The following is a 17,884-nucleotide window of genomic DNA, read 5'->3' as shown; positions in this document are numbered from 1 at the left end:
GTAGAGCCGAGCTTGCTCGGCTGAAGCGTTACCGGGAGAGCCCGCCGAGCAAGCTCGGCGCTACGGATTGCGGGGTGGCGCCGAATCCGCCATCGATCGCTCCGGCAGCGGCGCGAACTGCAGGCGCGCCCATACACCGTAGTGATCCGAAGCCCAGTGCCCCTGTGCATCCGGCACGTCGAACACGATCCGCGCCTCGCGTGCCAGCAATCGCTGTTGCTGGAAGAACACGTGATCGATGCGCGCCGGCTTGTCGTAAATCTCCATGTTCAACGTGCTCGCGCGGGCATCGCGGTGCACGCTGCCATAGCTGTCGCCGTAGCCCTTGCGCAGCGCTTCCAGGTCGATCGCATCGGCGGCGCTGTTGAAATCGCCGGCAATCACCACCGGCGCCTCGCCCGCGGTATCGGAAACGAAGCGCAGCAGATCGGCCACCTGGCGGGTGCGGGTACTCCGCCCATGGCCATCGCTGCGCTCGTTGAGGTGGGTGACGTAGACGTTGACCGGCTGTCCATCGACGTCGATGCGCAGCTGCGCGGCGATCCGGTAGTCCTCGATCGGCTGCAACAGGCGCTGATGGCGTGCCAGGATCGGCCGGCGCGTCAGCAACGCATTGCCGTAGCGCTTGGTTGCCCCGATCGCATCCACCGAGGCGAACTCGTAGTCATAGCCCAATCGCTGCGCCAGCCACGCTGCCTGGTTGTCGACGCTGCCGGTACGCTCGATCACCTCCTGCAGCGCGATCACATCCGGACGCAGTGTCGCCAGTTCGTTGGCGATGTATTCGCGCCTGGCCGGCCAATCGCCGCTGTCGTGATGCAGGTTCAACGTCACCAGCGTCATCCCGGCGGCGGCCCCTGCGTCCTCGGCACCGACCGGTGCCGAGGCCAACAGCAGCAGCGCCAGCACTGCGCGCATGCAGTGCGCGCCGGCCTTCATCACTGCGCCTTGCGCTCGGCCCGGCGCACCGATGCCGGCACCTCGATCTCCACCTGCGCCGGCATCTGCTGGATGCGCAGCTCGTTGCCCTGCCACTCCACCGCTTCGCCGTTGACGGTGGCCTTGCCCGGCTCGCCCGCATACGGCCACGGGAACACCACGCCGCCGGCCGGCAACACCAGCCCGGTCTGCAACTGCAGCTGCAACTGCTTGTCGCTGCGCTTGATCGAATAGCCGAGCCGCCCCTGCGGCGTGCGCAGGTTCTCGATCACCACGCCCTGCCCTTCGAACCAGCGCGCCGGCAGGCCTGCGGCGATGACCAGGCTGTCATCGCCTTCGCGCTCGTAGGCGAACATATCCAGCACCGAGCGCACGAAATCCGAGGCCACCCACGCATGCGGCAGGTCGCCGACGAAGAACGGCGTGCGCGGCGTGCGCGAAACCACTTCGGCCCACTGGTTCCAGGCCTGCGGGGTGCGGTCCTTGAAGAAGAACGACAGCGCGTCCCAGGCCCGGTCGCGCCAGCCGAGCCGCACGAATGCGGACACGTTGCGCCATTCGTACGGGGTGTAGTCCTTCCACTCGCGCTTGCCGTCACGGCGCGCGGCGAACTCGCTCCAGTAACGCTCGAAGGTGTTGGTCAGCAGGTCCGCCGGCAGGCGACCCTGTTCGCCGCCTGGAGCCAGCGCGATCGTCGTCGAGGTGGCATCGAAATCACCCAGCTCGGCCGAGCCTGGCAGATAGTTGATCTGGTGGTCGCGCACCGCGGCCTTGAGCGAAGCGATCAGGTCTTCCTGAAACTGGTCGCGCGAGGCGGTGAAACGCGTCACGTCTTCCGGACGCTCCAGCGCCTCGGCAATCTCCACCGCGTCCTTGTAGCCACGCAACGCCCAGAAATCATCCCAGTACGAATGCACCGGCTTGGCCGAGTAACCCTCGTGGCTGATCGATACCGGCATCATCCCGTAGAAGGCCGCGTTGACCATGAAGTTGGATTCGGTGCGCTCGCTCAGGCGCAACTGTTCCATGTAGTTCCAGGCGCCCTCCACGTGCGGCCACATCCGCTCCAGGAACACCTTGTCGCCGGTATAGCGGTAATACTCGGCGATGTTGAAGATCAGCTCGCCATGGCTGTCGTTCTCCGGCACCGGGTCACTGCCGCGATCGTCCACGCAGCACGGCACCATGCCGTTGTCGAACTGATAGGGCGCGAACCAGTCGACGTACTCGCGCACCACGTCCTCGCGGCCCAGCCGCAGCAGGCCCTCGGAGATCATCGCGCCGTCGCGGATCCAGCTGCGCGAGTACGAGCGCGTGCCCGGTTGCAGGCGCGGGCCAATCCGCGAGATCAGCATGTGTGCCAATGCGGTGCGCAGCGTGTCCACGACCGGCTGCCCCTCCGCCGGCACGCTGATGCTCACGCGGTTGAGCTTGTCACGCCAGACCTGGGCGACCTGCTGCTGCGCCTTGTCGGCGTCGAAACCGGTGGGCATCTGCGCAGCACCGGTCTGCGGGATCACCAGCGCGATCTCGCGCGCCTGCCCCGGCTGCAGCGTCCAGCGATACAGCATCGCTCCGGAAGCCAGACCGGTAGCGTCCTTGACCTGCGCCGTCGTCGGCAGTTGCTTGTCGAGCAGATGGGTCACGTCCATGCCGCTGTCGAAGGCAGTGGTGAACGCCGCGTCCGGCGTCTGCGCGGCAAACACGCGCGGCTTGCCGTTGATGCTTGCGATCGGCCCGTTGAATCCGAGTTGCTGGATCGGGCTGACGCCGCCCGGCGTGTTGAGGAACTGCGCCGGCGGATTGACCTGGAAAGGCCTGATCGTCAGTGCCAAGGTGACGTCATGCGGCGCCTTGTCGTTGTTGCGCAGCCGATAGCGCGCCACCAGTTGTGCATTGTCCGGCGTGCCCTGCACGAACGAGGTGACCTGCATGTCGACCAGATCGTGGTGCCAGCCCACGCTCGGGATCGGCAGGTAGCCGTCCTGCAGGCTCTGTTCGCTGCTCACGTCCGACCACGCCAGCCGCTTGCCGCCGACCAGCACGAACGGCTCGATGCTGAAGCCGGCCTTGGCGACTTCGACCGCGCCGTCCTCGCCGATCAGGCCCTGCTCGGTGCCACCGTCCAGACCGAGGATGGTCCAGTACGGCTGCTCGCCGGAGAACCCGCGCGGGAAGCTGCCGCGTGGCAGCAGCGTCGCCAGCGATTTGACGAAGTCATTCGGCGTGGCCGCGAATGGCAGCGGCTGTACCTGGATTTCCTTGATGCCGTAGCGGAAATTCGGGCCGTCCTTCAGGTCGAAGCGCAGGTAGCGCGCCTCGCTCTCGGGCAACGCCAGCCAACTGGTACCGCCGGCACCGGCGACCACGTCGCGCAGCACCTTCCAACTGCGCCCATCCATCGAGGAACGCACCTCATAGGTCGAGGCCTGCAGGCCCGGCACCCAGTTGATGATCGCGCCGCCGAATTCGCGGACCTTGCCGAAATCCAGCGTCACGGTCTGCTGTTTGACGTTGCCGCTGAGCCAGAACGTATCCGGCTTGCCGTCGGCAATACGCTGTTCCAGCGCCGGCGCGGTATCGGCGATGACCTGCGCGGTGTACGGCGAATTGTCGGGCGGCGGCAGCTCGGTCATCGCCAGCCGGTCGAAACACACCGTGCCCTTGCCACCTACCTTGTTGTAGATCGTGAACTCGACCGCGGCGCTGCTGCGCAGTTCCTTGTCCGCGCTGGGACCCCAGGCCTTGTCGATCTGGCGCTTGCGATAGGCCATCGTCGTCCAGTTCTTCGGGAACGCGAAGCCGGGACGGTTGATCCACCACACGTTGTCGCCACTGGCATCGACCAGCTTGAACTGCAGGTCGTTGGCCGGCGAATCGCCGCGGATGCCGAACGAGAGCTGGTAGTTCTGCGGGTACTGGATCGGCAGCGCGCGGCGGATGCCGACATAGCCGGACACACCGTTGAAGTTGTAGTCCAGGCACAGCGCCTTGCCGCCATCGGGCCCGGTCACCGGGCGCAACGAGCCACTGACCTGGTTGGACACCACCAGGTTCCACGCCGACATGTCATCAAATCCGTCCAGCACACGGCCTTCCGCCGCGAACGCCTGCGAAGTCCACATGCCCGTCACCCCCAGCACCGCGACAAGGATCGCCCTCACCCTTTGACACTCCCCAATAGCAAGCCTTGAATGTAATAGCGCTGTAGCGCCAGGAACAGCAGCAGCACCGGGATCACCGTCACCACCGCGCCGGCCATCATCATTTCCACGTCCATGATGTGCTCGCGCGACAGCGTCGCCAAGGCCACCGGCAAGGTGTAGTGCTCCTGGTCGGTCAGCACGATCAGCGGCCACATGAAGTCGTTCCAGGCCGCCATGAAAGTGAAGATGGTCAGCGTCACCAGCACCGGCTTGAGCATCGGCAACACGATCTGGAAGAAGATCCGCAGCTCGCTGGCGCCATCGATGCGCGCCGCCTCCAGCAGCTCATCCGGGATGCTGCGCGCGTACTGACGCACCAGGAAGATGCCGAACACCGTCGCCAGCGCCGGCACGATCACCCCGCCGAAGCTGTTGACCAGATGCAACTGCTTCATCAGCAGGAACAGCGGCAGCATCGCCACCTGCGCCGGGATCACCAGCGCCGCCAGCAGCACCTGGAAGATCCGCTCGCGGCCGACGAAGCGCAGCTTGGCGAAGGCATAGCCGGCCATCGTGTTGACCAGCAGCGAACCGAGCGTGATCGACAACGACACCAGCAGGCTGTTGGCGAAGTTGCGCGCCATGCCGGTACGCGCGAACAGCTCGCGGTAGCTGTCCAGCGTGGCGTGCGAAGGCAACAGCGGCGGCGGGAAGTGGCTGGCCTCGCCGCGCGGCATGAACGACACCGACAGCATCCACAACAACGGCGCCAGGCTGACCAGCGCAATCAGCACCAGCCCGCCGTTCACCCACACGCTGCTCCAGCGCGATTGGCCGATTTCGCGGCTCATATCAAATCCTTCTTGCGGCCGAAGCGCAGCATCACCGTCGTCACCGCCAGAATGATCAGGAACAGCAGGAACGCCACCGCCGACGCGCGGCCGAGGTTCCACCACTTGAAGCCTTCCTCGAACATGAAGTACAGCACGCTCACCGTGCTCTGCAGCGGGTCGCCGCGCGTCATCACGTACGGCTCGGCGAACAGTTGGAAGTAACCGGACACGGTGATCACGCTGACCACCAGCAACACCGGCCCCAGCTGCGGCAAGGTGATGTGCAGGAACTGCTTCCACTTGTTGGCACCGTCGATGCGCGCGGCCTCGTACAGGTCGTACGGGATGCCCTGCAGGCCGGCCAGGAAGATCACCATGTTGTAGCCGAAGTTCTTCCACACCGCGAACAGCATGATGGTCGGCATCGCCCAGTTCGGATCACCCAGCCAATCGATCGGCGAAATGCCGACATGGCCCAGCGCCCAGTTCACCAGGCCATAGCTGGTGTGGAACAGGTAGCGCCAGATCACCGCCACCGCCACCAGCGTGGTCACCACCGGCGCGAACAGCGCGGTGCGGAACAGCCCCTTGAAGCGCGCCGCCGGGGCGTTGAGCAGCAGCGCCGCGCCCAGCGAGACGCCGATCGACATCGGCACGCCGACGATGACGAAGTAGGTGGTGTTCCACAGCGACTTCCAGAACATCGGCGTCTGCAGCAGATCCAGATAGTTGCCGAGCCCGACGAAACGCAGGTGATGGCGGTCGGCCAGTGCGTACAGATCGAAGTCGGTGATGCTCAACGCCAATGCCGACAGCACCGGCAGGCCGAAGAACATGCCGATCACGATCAGCGCCGGGCCGGCGAAGACCCAGCCGGCGGTCGAATTGCGCTTCATTGCCGCGCTCCCGTCGCCGCCTGCGCAGGATGCTCCTGCGCATAGATCCAGCGCCGCTTGGCGAGGATCTCGTCCACGCGCCGGTCCAGATCCTCCAGCGCCTTGTCCTGTGGCTCGCCGCCACGCACCACCCGCTCGGTCACCAAGCGCATCTCCTGCACGATGCGCTCCCACTCCAGCACCTTGGGCGTGGGCTTGACCCGCTCCAGTTGCTCGTGGAACGCCCTGGCCAATTCGTCATCGGCCAGCGATGGATATTCCCAGGTGCTGCGACGTGGCGGCAGATCGCCGATCAACGCATGGAAGCGCTGCTGGATATCCGGACGCGACAGGAACTCGATCAGCTTCCACGCCGCCGGCTTGCGCTCGGAGGAACGGAAGATCACCAGACTGGTACCGCTGGCGATACCCGCACCGGGGCCGTCCGGGCCCGGCAACGGCATGGTGCCCCACTGCCCTTTCAGATTGGCCGGCTCGCGCTGGCGGAACTCGCGGATGTTCCACGGCCCGGAGATGTAGAACGCGTAGAACCCTTTGAAGAACTCGTCCCAGACGTTGGAGATCTGGGTTTCGGACATCTTCGGTGCCCAGCCCTGCTCGAACATGTTGGCGTAGAACGCCAGCGCCTTGCGGAAGCCCGGGTTGCGGAAATTGCCGTAGTTGTCGTGGTCGCGCAGCAGCGGGGCGTCGAACTGCAGGCCGAGCGAGAGCTGCTGCTCGAACTCGTTGATCGGCATCAGGATCGCGTAGCGGTCCGGGCCGACATGCTTCTTCACCGCCACCATCGCCGCGTTCCACCCGGCCCAGGTGGTCGGCAGCGTCTTGACGCCGGCCTCGCGCAGTATGTCCTTGCGGTAGAACAGCAGGCGCGTATCCACGTACCACGGGATACCGACTACCTGCCCGTCGATCACGCTGGTGTCCCAGATACCCGGGAAGTAGTCCTTCGGATCCACCACCTGCGAATGTTCGACATACGGCTGCAGCGGTTCGAGCGTATCGAGCGCGGCGAACTCTGGGATCCAGGTGTTGCCGAGCTGGCAGACATCCGGCAGGCCATCGGCGGCGAACGCGGTCAGCAGCTTCTCGTGCGCCGCCGTCCACGGGATGTTCTGCACATCGATGTGGATGCCGGGGTTCTGCTTCTCGAAGTCCTTGACCAGCTCGCCGACGACCTCGGCCTCGCGGCCCATCGCCCAGAAACGGATGGTCTCACCCTGCTGCGGCTTGCTGCATGCGGTGACGGCAAGCAGCGCCGCCGCCATGACGATGTTACGAATACCTGCCACGCGTCACTCAGGCTTCTGCTGGCGCTGGGACGGATTCTGCTGGGCCTCGGCCGAGGCACCGCGCGACTCGGCAATGCCCAGCGCACGCGCCTTGGCGGCCTGCTCGTCCTTCTGCGGCACCTGCTGCGGCTCGCCCTCCGGTGCCAGCCAACCGCCGGTGAAACCGGCACGTTCCAGCCCGGTGCGGATGTACTTGTTCTTCTTCATCGTCTTCCAGACGAAATCATCGCGGTAGTTGGCGATCATCGTCAGGATCGCCCCCTGGTCGATGCCGATGTAGTCGTTGGCCACCCAGCCGCGACCGGGGATGACGCGGCCGGTCTTCATCGGGATGTCGTAGTCGAAGCTGGGATTGAACGCATCCAGGAAGCCGTAGCTGGAATACAGGAAGTCGCCATAGCGCTTGTGCATCTCCACGGTGGCGGGAATCACCACTTCCGGCGCGAACGGCAGCGAGGCTATCGCCGCGGTCGGGGCGATCGTGCCGTCGTCGAAATGCTCGAACAGACCGGCGCCACGGCTGCGGTAGTGGAAGAACTCGCGCTGCTCGCCGCGATATTCCTGCGTGGTGTTCTGCGGGCCGTCGCTGGCAGTCAGGCCCCAGACGTTCTCGCCGTAGTCCTTCCACTTCATCGGGTTGTCGATGGCGTAGTCGCGCTGGGCCAGGGCGGCACGACGGCTGTTGAGGAAGTAGTCGATGCCGCGCTCGCGCATGTACTGGTCCTGGATGTCGCGGAAATCGACCCATACGTGCGTGTACTGGTGCCCGAGCGTCGGCCCGAACGCGAGGTATTCCTGGCCCTGGAATACGCCCCAGTCCTTGTTGTAGGTCCGCGTCCACTCGTCCCAGGCTTCCGGCCCGACCGGGTGCGTGGGCGAACCCAGGGCGAGGATGTACACCATCATCCCCTCGTTGTAGCCCGCCCAGTCGTGCTGGATGAATCCCTTCTCCGGGTACCAGCCCATCGAGATCAGCGGCTTGTTCTGCTGCATCCAGGGCCAGTCCACGCGCTTGTAGAGCGTGTCGGCGATCTGCCGGATCTCCTTCTCCTGCGGGTCATCGCCGTCGTAGTACGACTGCGCGAACAGCACGCCCATCATCAGTAAGGCGGTATCCACGCTGGACAGCTCCACCCACTTGTCGTAGCGCAGGCCCTTCTGCATGTCCAGGAAGTGGTAGAAGAACCCCTTGTAGCTGGCACGGCCCATGCGCTGCGGACCGCTGGGAAGATCGCGCAGCTCGCGCAGCGTCGTCAGCGTGCGGTCGATGGCCTGCTCGCGGCTGATCCAGCCGTTCTCGTAGCCGATCGGATAGGCGGTCAGGGCAAAACCAATGGAGGCCACGCTTGCGAAGGGGCGGGACGGATAGCGATCCGGCGCCAAACCGTTGGTCGCATCGGTGGTATCCCAGAAGAACTGGAAGGTGCGTCGTTCGATGTCGCCGAACAATGGCGGCAACTCGGGTTTGAGTGGGCGTGGCGGCACATGGGCCTCGATCAGGATGACTTGCGGTTTGGCAGCCGCCTGCGACTTGGCAGGCTGTGACTCTTCACGCTGGCACGCGACCAGTCCCAGGCAGGTTGCCAACGGTAGCGCCAGCCATCTCAACAATAGTCCCCTGTTCATCAAACTCCACTCATGTAATCGATTTCAGAAATCTTCGAAAAGATACATCTTCGACCGCGGTTGCGCCCTCTTTCGAGGGACACAACCGCAGTCTCTCAAGCTACCAGTCGAGACCGAGCGAAAGCTTCGCAGTGCGGGTCGCGTACTGGTCGTAACCGGTGGCTGTGCCCTTGTCCCAATCGACACTGTAGGAATCGAAATTCTTCCAGTTGAAGACATTCAGCAGATCCAGCCGCACCTTCAGCTTGATGCTCGAACCGGTGTCCCACAGTTTCTGTGCTGCCAGGTCCAGCTGTTTGAACCCCAGCGTGGTGTCGGGATGGAACTGGCGGATCCGGCATTGTCCGTCCGTATTCACTGGGCAGTAGGTGGTGTAGTAGAACTCCGGCGTGGCCAGGCTCAGCTTCCCGGAGAACGTGGTGTCCCACGGTCCGTCGGCGTAGCCGCTCACCACCAGGCGATGCCGCGACACCCCACCCGAGGTGAACCAGCCGTAGTCGGCCAACGTCGCGTAGTCCAGCGCGTAATGCTCGTCGAACTGACGGTTTTCCTTGGCGTTGCTGTAGGTGTAAGCGAAGTTCAGATTCCACGGCGAGGCCGCCGTGTACGGCTTCTCCAGGCTCACCAGCAGCGAGTTGTTGCGCGTCTCCAGACCGTTGGTGCCCAGGATCAGCGAGCCGTACCCCGGCACGCCGTAATCCCAGGGCGACCCGGAGATCGTACCGGCCTCGAAGAAGCTGCCGTCCGGCAACCGGTTGCCCAGCAGGAACACGAAGCCGTCCTTCGAGACGATGCGCTGCAACGTCACCGAGCTGTTCCAGTCATGACCAAGCATCTGGAAGCTGTCGCGGATGCCGACGCTGAACTGGTCCGAATACGGCACCTTCAGGTTGTTGGACAGCAGGTCGATCTCGCGACCGGTGGCCGAATCGCCCGCCACCAGCGCATCCAGCGTGGACTGCTCCAGCAATGAATCATCCCAGTCCAGGCAGTTGTTGACGCCCACCGTGCACGGATGTGCGGCGGTGTTGATGCTGTAGCTATAGCTGCCGTAGGTCGCCTTGGTTCGCTCCAGGGCCAGGTAATCGAACAGGTCGCGGTCGTAGGAGCGGCCCGCGCCACCGAACAGCACGTGCTTCTCGTCACCCGACAGGTCGTAGGAGAAGCCAAAACGCGGCTGCCAAGCATCCTTGAAGGCATGCCGGTTGCTGCCATTGCTGATGTACTGCGAGATGTCGATCCCGCCCAGCGCCAGCGTCTGTGCGTAGGTCTGGCCGGTCGCTGCGTTCGGATCCTGGCTGTAGAGCGCGGTCACCACGTCCGGGTCGGTTACATAGTTCAGATAGCTCGGCGTCTTCTCGTAATCCCAGCGGACGCCCAGGTTGAGCGTCAGCCGGTCGGTCGCTTCCCAATCGTCCTGGATGTAGATGCCGAACTGCTTGTTCTTGGAGGTCAGCGAGCCCTGGCTGGTACCGGTGATGCCGGAGGCGAAGCTGATGTAGTACGGCACCGACGTACTGTCGTTGATGTCGTAGTAGTACTGCGGGTTGTAGGGCTGCTGCTCAAGCGTCTTCAGCTCGACCTGCTTGTACTTCACGCCCATCTTGAGGGTATGGCCGTCCCAGCCGGAGAAGGTCAGGTCATCCTGGAAGGAATGCCCCTGCTGCCCCTTGCGCTGGTAGCCGCCCGAACCTGCCCCGGTGGCCAGGATCACGTTGCCGGTATTGCCCTCGCCGTCGGTCAGCACATAGCCATCGCCGAAGTTTTTCGGCTCCAGCGACCAGAACGATTTCTCGGAGGTCACGTGCATATCGTTGAGCCAGTCGCCGACGGTCAACTGCCAGCGCAGGTCCACCCGGGTTTCATTCACCTTGCTGTCGGTTGCGTACGACTCGGTATTCTGCCCGCCGACGTTGCCGAGGCCGGTTTCCTCACGGCGCTTGGCAGTCAGCTCCAGCAGGTTGTTGTCGCCGATCGACCAGTCGATCTTGCCGAAGTACAGATCCTCGTGGAATGGCACCGTGCTGTTGTGCACCGCCGACTGCAGGAACGCCGGTAGCGCGGACACGCTGTAATCCTCACCCGGAACAACTTCCTTGGGTGCGGTGTAGTCCTTGCCCTCGTAGGTCACGAAGAAATGCGCCACGTCCTTGACGATCGGGCCGCCGAACGAGAAGCCGTACTGCTCGTCCTTGGAGCGCTGTTTGCTGCCATCCTCTTTCTCGCTCTCAAGGGCCGCACGCATGCCGGTGTTGGCGTAATCCCAGAAGAAGCTTCCATGGAACTCGTTGGTGCCCGACTTGGTCACCGCCGACACCGCCGCGCTGCTCAACTGGTCGTATTCGGCCTTGTAGTTCGAGGTGATGACCTTGTATTCACCGATCGCCAGCTGCGGGAACGGATTGCCACGGCTGGAGTCCTGCCCGGTGATGCCGCCGGTCAGCACGTAGTTCTTCTGGCCGACACCGTCGATGAACACATTGATGTTGTTCGCACTCTGCGCGCCGGATTGCAGCTTGGTCGAACCATCGCCCGGACTGGTCTCGAAGCGCATGCCCGGCACGGTATCGGCGAACGCCAGGAAGTTGCGCGAGGTCTGCGGCAACGCATCGATCTGGCGCGTGGTGACGTAGGTGGCGACCTCGGAGGTCTTGGTCTCCACCGCCAGCGGCGCGGTGACCTGCACGGTATCCAGCGTGGTGGCCGCGCCACCGTTGGCGCTCTCGGCCACGCCGCCAACGCCCAGGTTCAAGGTTGCGGTCTGGCCGACCTGCACGGTGATGGTCTTGCTGTTGACGCTGGCACCGGATTGCACGTCCACCCGATAGGTGCCCGGTGGCAGGCCCGCCACCGAGTAGCTGCCCGAGGCCCCGGTCTGGACGCTGCGTGCAAGACCGGTCGCCACGTTGGTGGCGGTCACTTTGGCACTCGCGGCCGGCGCGGAATCGACCACCACCTGGCCTCGGATGGTCGCGGCGGTGCTCTGCGCAAACGCAGGCGCGGCCGCAAGCATCAGGCAACTGGTCAGCGCGCAGGCCAGCAGCTTGCGCGTCGGTCCTGCCGCATGGGTGTTTCGTTGGCTTGTCATTCTCAGACCCTCCCGGGGTTTGATTTCCTGATTACTGCGTGGGTACGGATCCCCAATTACCAGCAAAGACGGCAAGGCCATCTGAAAGGAGCGCCGGATGGAAAATCCCCCCACCGGCGCAGCAAGCGTCATCTCGGTGCGCTGGAATCCCTCACGATCAGCGCGGGTGTCAGGGTCTGGCGCTGTGGATCCACGGCGCCAGGGCGATCGATCAGTGCGAGCAGCCGTGTCATCGCCTGATCACCCAGCTCGGCGATGCTGACCTGCATCGTGGTCAGCGACGGATGTACGAAACGCGCCAGCGGGATGTCGTCGAAACCGGCCAGCGCGATGTCGGCCGGCACGCGCACGCCGGCCTGGGTCAGCGCATACAGACAGCCCAAGGCCATCATGTCGTTGGCCGCGAACACCGCATCCGGCAACGGGCCGGCAGCGAGCAGCGCCTGTCCGGCCCGGTAGCCGGAGGCCTCGTCGAAGTCGCCCGACAGCTCACTGCCCTCGCCCGCATGCGCGGCGATCGCGTCGCGGAAACCGCGCAGACGCTCGCGCGCATCGAAGTTGGAAGGCGGGCCACCGATGAAGGCGATGCGCCGGTGACCGGCCGCAAGCAGGTGCTCGGTCATCGCCACTGCACCGGCATGGTCGTCGATGCTCAGCACCGGGTACTGGTCGTCCGGCACGCGCGTGTTGATCAGCACCGTCGGCAGTGCCGGCGGCAGGTTGGCGGTGAGGAAACCGGGATTCTCGGCATACGGCGACAGCACCAGCAGGCCATCGACGCGCCCGCGCATCGCGCGCAGCGCCTGGCCCTGCTCGTCCTGGTTGCCGTGATAGCTGGATACCAGCAGATGCTGGCGGCGCGCCCGCGCCACCCCGTCGATACCGCGGATCAGTTCGGAGAAGAACTCACCGTACAGATCGGGCAGCACCACTCCGATGGTCTGGGTGTGCCGGCTACTGAGGCTGCGTGCAGCGGCGTGCGGGCTGTAGCGCAACCGCTCGGCCACTTCCAGGACGTGCCGGCGCACCGTTTCGGCCACGTTGGTGTGCCCATTCAGGGCGCGCGACACCGTGGCAACCGAGACCTTGGCCTCGCGTGCCACGTCCTTGATGGTGATCGTAGCTTTGATCAACCTACCGCCCTCCGCGGTCGAGATTTTCGAACCCGGGCGGACTGTAATCGTTTTCACCGAGTTTAGGAAACCCACAGCCGACGGATTTCCGACATCATCCACAGAAATCTTAAATTTCAGTTACTTAAGGCGTTGTCAAAGCGGAGAAAATCCGCTGCGGCGCAGCAAAAAAAACCCCTCGCAGAGCCGAGCTTGCTCGGCAGGAGCTTTCCCGGCAAACCCCGCCGAGCAAGCTCGGCTCTGCGAAAGGCCGCACTTCACCTGTTCATCACACCACCGCCGCATCGATCGCCAGGGCGTGGATGTCCGTCTCCATCATGTCCCCGAGCGCGGCGTAGACCGCCCTGTGCCTGGCCAGCGCGGTCATCCCCTCAAAGGCCGTACTGCGGATGCGCACATTGAAATGCCCGCGCCCATCGCGGGCGCCGGCATGGCCGGCATGCCGATGACTGTCGTCCACCACCTCCAGCAGCGTCGGCGCGAACGCCGCCTCCAGCGCCTCGCGGATGCGCCCCACGCGCGGGTTCACAACCGGCTGGTTCACGGCAGTACCTTGCGGAACGGACGCACATCGGTGCGTACGTAGACACCTGCAGCCACGTAAGGATCCTGATCGGCCCAGGCGCGCGCCTGTTCCAGCGACGGGAACTCGGCGATCACCACGCTGCCGCTGAAACCCGCCTCGCCCGGGTCCTCGGCATCGATCGCCGGACACGGCCCGGCGACCAGCAGCCGCCCCTCGGCCACCAACTGCTTCAGGCGCTCCAGATGCGCCGGCCGCGCGGCCTTGCGGCCCTCAAGTGCGCCTTCCCCGTCATGCCCCTCGATCACGTACCACATCTAATGCCTGCCACTCAGATTGAACGGACCCCCATTCTAAAGCCCCGCCCCGCTGGACACCGCCCCACGCCACGCATTACCCTTGGCTCCACTGCATGCGGCTGGATACAGGCGGCCCGTCGGCATCACGGCCCCGCCCGCCCCGACGACCGATTCGCCCAACACCGGATCGCCGCGCTAGACGACACTCTCAGAGCTGTTACGCCGTCGCCCGGTATGGTGCGTCGTGCTGGTTTGTTGTGTGGAATCGCGCCCGTTCCGGCGCGACAGGGATTGCAACGAAGACACAGATGGCTGCCCCGGACCGAGTCCGCAGTGGCCGCACAACGCAACACCGATTCGAGCTGATGACCTCCGAACTCGCGCCTGACGCGACCGCCCCGACATTGCCGTCCCCTCCACAGCAGCAGGAAATGCCGCTGGCGGTAGTGCATGGGCAGCCGTTGCTGCAGATCCCGCAGGATCTGTACATCCCGCCGGATGCGCTGGAAGTCATCCTCGACGCGTTCGAAGGCCCGCTCGACCTGCTGCTGTACCTGATCCGCCGCCAGAACCTGGACATCCTCGACATCCCCGTCGCCGAGATCACCCGGCAGTACGTGGACTACATCAACGTGATGCAGGAGCTGCGCTTCGAGCTGGCGGCCGAGTATCTGGTGATGGCCGCGATCCTGGCCGAGATCAAATCGCGGATGCTGCTGCCGCGGCCGCCGAGCGTCGAGGGTGAGGAAGACGATCCTCGCGCGGAGCTGGTGCGTCGGCTGCAGGAGTACGAACGTTTCAAGCAGGCCGCCGAGGACATCGACGCGCTGCCGCGCCAGGATCGCGACACCACGCCGGTGCAGGCACACGTGCCGGATCGCGCCGCGATCAAGCTGCCGCCACCGGTCGACCTGAAGGAAATGCTGCTGGCGCTGTACGACGTGCTCAAGCGCGCCGAGCTGTTCTCCGGCCACGCGATCAAGCGCGAGGCACTGAGCGTGCGCCAGCGCATGGGCGACGTGCTGAGCCGTCTGAACGACGGCAAGTTCTACCGTTTCGAAACGCTGTTCAGCGCCGAGGAAGGCAAGCTCGGCGTACTGGTCACCTTCCTGGCGCTGCTGGAACTGGCCAAGGAGCAATTGCTGGACATCGTCCAGGAAGCACCGCTGGCGCCGATCTACGTCAAGTCGTTGGCGTTGAACAACACCAACGAACCCCTGCAGTTCAATAGCGAGTTCGACGACAGCGACGAACCCGCCGACGTGTCCACCTGAGCAACCAGGGCCTGTTGACGCTATTGGGATAGGCCACGCCGCGCCTGGGCGCGTGCGGGGCAAGCAAGAACGAGAGAATTTATGTCGATAAGAAACCGAGTGATGACACCGCACCGTGTGCGCCCAGGCGTGGCCCTTCGGGTTGCCGTGCCCGGCGCCCAGGCGGCCGCGCGCGGCAACGTGGCCTGTCCCAATAGCGTCAACAGGCCCTGACGCATGGATCAACTGCTGATCACCCGTATCGTCGAGGCCACGTTGCTGGCCAGCAACCAGCCGCTGACGCTGGCCCAGTTGAATGAGCTGTTCCCCGAAGACGAGCCGGCGCCGCCGGGCAGCGTGGCGCGTGCGCTGGAGCTGCTGCGCGACGGCTGCACCGAGCGTGGTGTGGAGCTGGTCGAGGTCGCCTCCGGCTTCCGCTTCCAGGTCAAGGCCGACGTGCATGCCTGGGTGGCGCGGCTGTGGACCGAACGCAAGACCCGCTACACCCGCGCCACGCTGGAGACCTTGGCGCTGATCGCCTACCGCCAGCCGATCACCCGCGGCGAGATCGAGCAGGTGCGCGGCGTGACGGTCAGCAGCAACATCATCCAGGCGCTGGAAGAACGTGAGTGGATCCGAGTGGTCGGCCACCGCGACGTCCCGGGCCGACCGACACTGTTCGGCACCACCAAGACGTTCCTGGACTACTTCGGGCTCAAGAGCCTGGACCAGTTGCCGCCCCTGTCGGAGTTGAAGGACATCGGCGAGCTGGACCCGCAATTGCCGCTGGACGCGGAAGGCCAACCGGCCGCCCCGCTCACCGTCGGCGCGATGCTGGCGCAGGACCCGGCCGAGCCCTCCGCGAACGAAGCCGAACACCAGCACATGGACGACGGGGCCGAGGCGCAAGCCGCCGGAGCCTCGCAAGAGATACCGCAGCAACACGATGCCCGCGAGGGCAACCCCGAAACCGCGCCGGGCGAGCGCGCGGCAGACGTGAACGAAGACGAAGACAACGCCGTCGCGATGACGACCGTGGCTGTTGACGAAGCCGATCCAGAACCAGAGGCCGATGACGAGAACGTCGGCCGGAGCCAGAACCATGAGTGACACCACCCGCAAGCCGTCGTTGAACAAACTCTCGCTCAAGCGCGACAGCACCCCTGAGCAACCCAAGCACGAAGAGCGCCTGCACAAGGTCCTGGCGCAGGCCGGCCTGGGCTCGCGTCGCGCGCTCGAGCAGCGCATCGCCGATGGCCTGGTCAAGGTCAACGGTGAGGTCGCGCAGACCGGCATGTCGGTCAAGAGCGGCGACAAGATCGACCTGGACGGCCGCAGCTTCGTCGCCAGCGCGCTGACCGAGCCGGCGCGCGTGCTGGTCTACAACAAGCCGGAAGGCGAAGTGACCACGCGCGAAGATCCCGAAGGCCGCCCGACCATCTTCGAGGCGCTGCCGGCATTGAAGGGCGCACGCTGGATCGCGATCGGCCGCCTGGACATCAACACCACCGGTCTGCTGCTGCTCACCACCGACGGCGAGCTGGCCAACGCGATGATGCATCCCTCCTTCGAGGTCGAGCGCGAGTACGTGGTACGCGTGCGCGCCCCGGAAGGCCAGGACAAGGTGCCGGACAACCTCGTCGACCGCCTCGCCCGCGGTGTCGCGCTGGAGGATGGCCCGGCCAAGTTCGAGGAGATCGAGCGCATCGGCGGCACCGACTCGCACGACTGGTTCCGCGTGGTGGTCAAGGAAGGCCGCAACCGCGAAGTGCGCCGGCTATGGGAATCGCAGGGCTGCCAGGTCAGCCGCCTCAAGCGCACCCGCTACGGCAGCATCGCGCTGCCGCGCGAGCTGCTGCGCGGGCACTCGGTCGAGCTGCCGAGCGCGCAGGTCGAGACGCTGCGCACCGAACTCAAGCTGGAAGAAGGTGCGCCGTCCGCACTGACGCTGCAGCCGGTGATCGGCCAGCGTCGCGCCGCCAAGAAGGCCACCGTGCACGTCGGCGGCGGCCGCAGCGCCGGCGCCTACGTCAACGGCCAGAACACCACCGCCGATGAAGGCCGCGAGCTGCGTCGCTTCGACAACGTGCGCGAAGATCGCGGCCGTGGTCGCGGCGGCAAGGGCGGCGGCTTCAAGGGCGGCCTGACCGTGACCGGCGAAGCCGCAGCCAAGCAATCGCAGAAGCCGTTCAAGCAGCGCAGCCCCAAGGGCGACCGTGCCCTGCCCGAAGGCAACCCGGCCGCATTCCGCAGCTGGTACGTGCCGGATGGCGTCAGCACCGGCCCGAGCGGACACCGCAATGCCGGCCCGAGCGGCCAGGCCCGTCCCTACGGCAAGCCGAAGGGTCCGGGTGGTGCCGGTGCCGGTCGTCCGGGTCAGGCGCGTGGCCCGGGGGGGCCCGGCGGCGGACAGGGTCGTGCTCCGGGCGGCGCCGGTGGCCAGGGTCGTGGCGCGGCAGGTGGTCAGGGTCAGGGGCAAGGCCAGGGTCAGCGCAAGCATCCGTATGGTCACCCGGGCAATGCACCGAGCTTCCCGTCAGACCATGCCAATCCGGGCTTCAGCCCTTACGGCACCGCCCGTCCGGCGGGTGGCCGCCCCGGCGGCAACCGCGGTCCGGGGGGCCCGGGTGGTCCGCGCGGCAACAGCCGCCCGGGTGGCGGTGGTCGTGGCCCGGGTCCGGGCGGCAACAACGGCGGTCCACGCCGTGGCGGTCCGCGCGGCGCCTGAGCCCCAAAGAAAAAACGCCCCTTCGGGGGCGTTTTTCATGTCCGCTATCGAGCCTGTGGGAGGGCCATCAGTCCCGACGGGTACCGGTAAAGCCCGTCGGGACTGATGGCCCTAGGCCACGCAGAGTCCCT

General features: G+C 65.4%; 13 protein-coding genes. 3 read left to right on the top strand and 10 right to left on the bottom strand.

What is annotated here, in order from left to right; translation table 11 throughout:
• Nucleotides 1-60: 60 nt before the first annotated feature.
• The 10 genes from AC3WJE_RS03065 to AC3WJE_RS03020 form a co-directional block, all read right to left on the bottom strand.
• Nucleotides 61-918 carry an endonuclease/exonuclease/phosphatase family protein gene (locus AC3WJE_RS03065; protein ID WP_493729309.1) on the bottom strand — a complete coding sequence of 286 codons (858 nt, stop codon included), beginning with the start codon at nucleotides 916-918 and terminating at the stop codon, nucleotides 61-63.
• Nucleotides 919-938: 20 nt separating this feature from the next.
• Complete coding sequence (locus tag AC3WJE_RS03060; protein WP_493729308.1) at nucleotides 939-4,103, bottom strand: discoidin domain-containing protein; 3,165 nt, start codon at nucleotides 4,101-4,103, stop codon at nucleotides 939-941.
• Entirely contained in the window at nucleotides 4,100-4,936 is an 837-nt protein-coding gene (locus AC3WJE_RS03055; RefSeq protein WP_493729307.1) for a carbohydrate ABC transporter permease, read from the bottom strand. The genes AC3WJE_RS03060 and AC3WJE_RS03055 overlap by 4 nt, the downstream gene beginning before the upstream one ends.
• Nucleotides 4,933-5,814 (bottom strand): carbohydrate ABC transporter permease, encoded by an 882-nt coding sequence (locus AC3WJE_RS03050; protein ID WP_493729306.1) that lies wholly within the window; start codon nucleotides 5,812-5,814, stop codon nucleotides 4,933-4,935. Before AC3WJE_RS03050 ends, AC3WJE_RS03055 begins: the two co-directional genes overlap by 4 nt.
• A complete protein-coding gene (locus AC3WJE_RS03045) occupies nucleotides 5,811-7,103 on the bottom strand; it encodes a sugar ABC transporter substrate-binding protein (protein ID WP_493729305.1) in 1,293 nt (430 codons plus the stop codon). The genes AC3WJE_RS03050 and AC3WJE_RS03045 overlap by 4 nt, the downstream gene beginning before the upstream one ends.
• Nucleotides 7,104-7,106: 3 nt before the next feature.
• Nucleotides 7,107-8,729, bottom strand: coding sequence for a glucoamylase family protein (locus tag AC3WJE_RS03040; RefSeq protein ID WP_493729304.1), 1,623 nt, complete (start codon nucleotides 8,727-8,729; stop codon nucleotides 7,107-7,109).
• Nucleotides 8,730-8,829: 100 nt separating this feature from the next.
• Complete coding sequence (locus AC3WJE_RS03035) at nucleotides 8,830-11,817, bottom strand: TonB-dependent receptor (protein ID WP_493729303.1); 2,988 nt, start codon at nucleotides 11,815-11,817, stop codon at nucleotides 8,830-8,832.
• A gap of 128 nt (nucleotides 11,818-11,945) precedes the next feature.
• Nucleotides 11,946-12,950 (bottom strand): LacI family DNA-binding transcriptional regulator, encoded by a 1,005-nt coding sequence (locus AC3WJE_RS03030; protein WP_493729302.1) that lies wholly within the window; start codon nucleotides 12,948-12,950, stop codon nucleotides 11,946-11,948.
• A gap of 268 nt (nucleotides 12,951-13,218) precedes the next feature.
• Entirely contained in the window at nucleotides 13,219-13,494 is a 276-nt protein-coding gene (locus AC3WJE_RS03025; RefSeq protein ID WP_493729301.1) for a BolA family protein, read from the bottom strand.
• Nucleotides 13,491-13,790, bottom strand: coding sequence for a YciI family protein (locus tag AC3WJE_RS03020; protein ID WP_493729300.1), 300 nt, complete (start codon nucleotides 13,788-13,790; stop codon nucleotides 13,491-13,493). Before AC3WJE_RS03020 ends, AC3WJE_RS03025 begins: the two co-directional genes overlap by 4 nt.
• A gap of 347 nt (nucleotides 13,791-14,137) precedes the next feature.
• Here AC3WJE_RS03020 and AC3WJE_RS03015 point away from each other — a divergent pair, with 347 nt between their 5' ends.
• The 3 genes from AC3WJE_RS03015 (at nucleotide 14,138) to AC3WJE_RS03005 (ending at nucleotide 17,753) form a co-directional block, all read left to right on the top strand.
• Nucleotides 14,138-15,046: a segregation and condensation protein A gene (locus tag AC3WJE_RS03015; RefSeq protein WP_493729299.1), complete on the top strand. Its 909-nt coding sequence runs from the start codon at nucleotides 14,138-14,140 to the stop codon at nucleotides 15,044-15,046.
• A 216-nt stretch (nucleotides 15,047-15,262) separates the two neighbouring features.
• Entirely contained in the window at nucleotides 15,263-16,135 is an 873-nt protein-coding gene (scpB, locus tag AC3WJE_RS03010; protein WP_493729298.1) for an SMC-Scp complex subunit ScpB, read from the top strand.
• Complete coding sequence (locus tag AC3WJE_RS03005) at nucleotides 16,128-17,753, top strand: pseudouridine synthase (RefSeq protein ID WP_493729297.1); 1,626 nt, start codon at nucleotides 16,128-16,130, stop codon at nucleotides 17,751-17,753. The genes scpB and AC3WJE_RS03005 overlap by 8 nt, the downstream gene beginning before the upstream one ends.
• The last annotated feature ends 131 nt before the right edge of the window (nucleotides 17,754-17,884 follow it).

The organism is Pseudomonas sp. GW821-FHT07E12 (assembly GCF_058986605.1).
Note: the sequence above shows the minus strand (reverse complement) of the source record. Positions and strands in the feature narration are given on the sequence as shown.

What these genes read in the sequence shown, in the direction of transcription:
- AC3WJE_RS03065 (WP_493729309.1), bottom strand. Translation starts at nt 918, where the DNA reads ATGCGCGCAGTGCTGGCGCTGCTGCTGTTGGCCTCGGCACCGGTCGGT.
- AC3WJE_RS03055 (WP_493729307.1), bottom strand. Translation starts at nt 4,936, where the DNA reads ATGAGCCGCGAAATCGGCCAATCGCGCTGGAGCAGCGTGTGGGTGAAC.
- AC3WJE_RS03050 (WP_493729306.1), bottom strand. Translation starts at nt 5,814, where the DNA reads ATGAAGCGCAATTCGACCGCCGGCTGGGTCTTCGCCGGCCCGGCGCTG.
- AC3WJE_RS03040 (WP_493729304.1), bottom strand. Translation starts at nt 8,729, where the DNA reads ATGAACAGGGGACTATTGTTGAGATGGCTGGCGCTACCGTTGGCAACC.
- AC3WJE_RS03035 (WP_493729303.1), bottom strand. Translation starts at nt 11,817, where the DNA reads ATGACAAGCCAACGAAACACCCATGCGGCAGGACCGACGCGCAAGCTG.
- AC3WJE_RS03020 (WP_493729300.1), bottom strand. Translation starts at nt 13,790, where the DNA reads ATGTGGTACGTGATCGAGGGGCATGACGGGGAAGGCGCACTTGAGGGC.
- AC3WJE_RS03015 (WP_493729299.1), top strand. Translation starts at nt 14,138, where the DNA reads ATGACCTCCGAACTCGCGCCTGACGCGACCGCCCCGACATTGCCGTCC.
- scpB (WP_493729298.1), top strand. Translation starts at nt 15,263, where the DNA reads ATGGATCAACTGCTGATCACCCGTATCGTCGAGGCCACGTTGCTGGCC.
- AC3WJE_RS03005 (WP_493729297.1), top strand. Translation starts at nt 16,128, where the DNA reads ATGAGTGACACCACCCGCAAGCCGTCGTTGAACAAACTCTCGCTCAAG.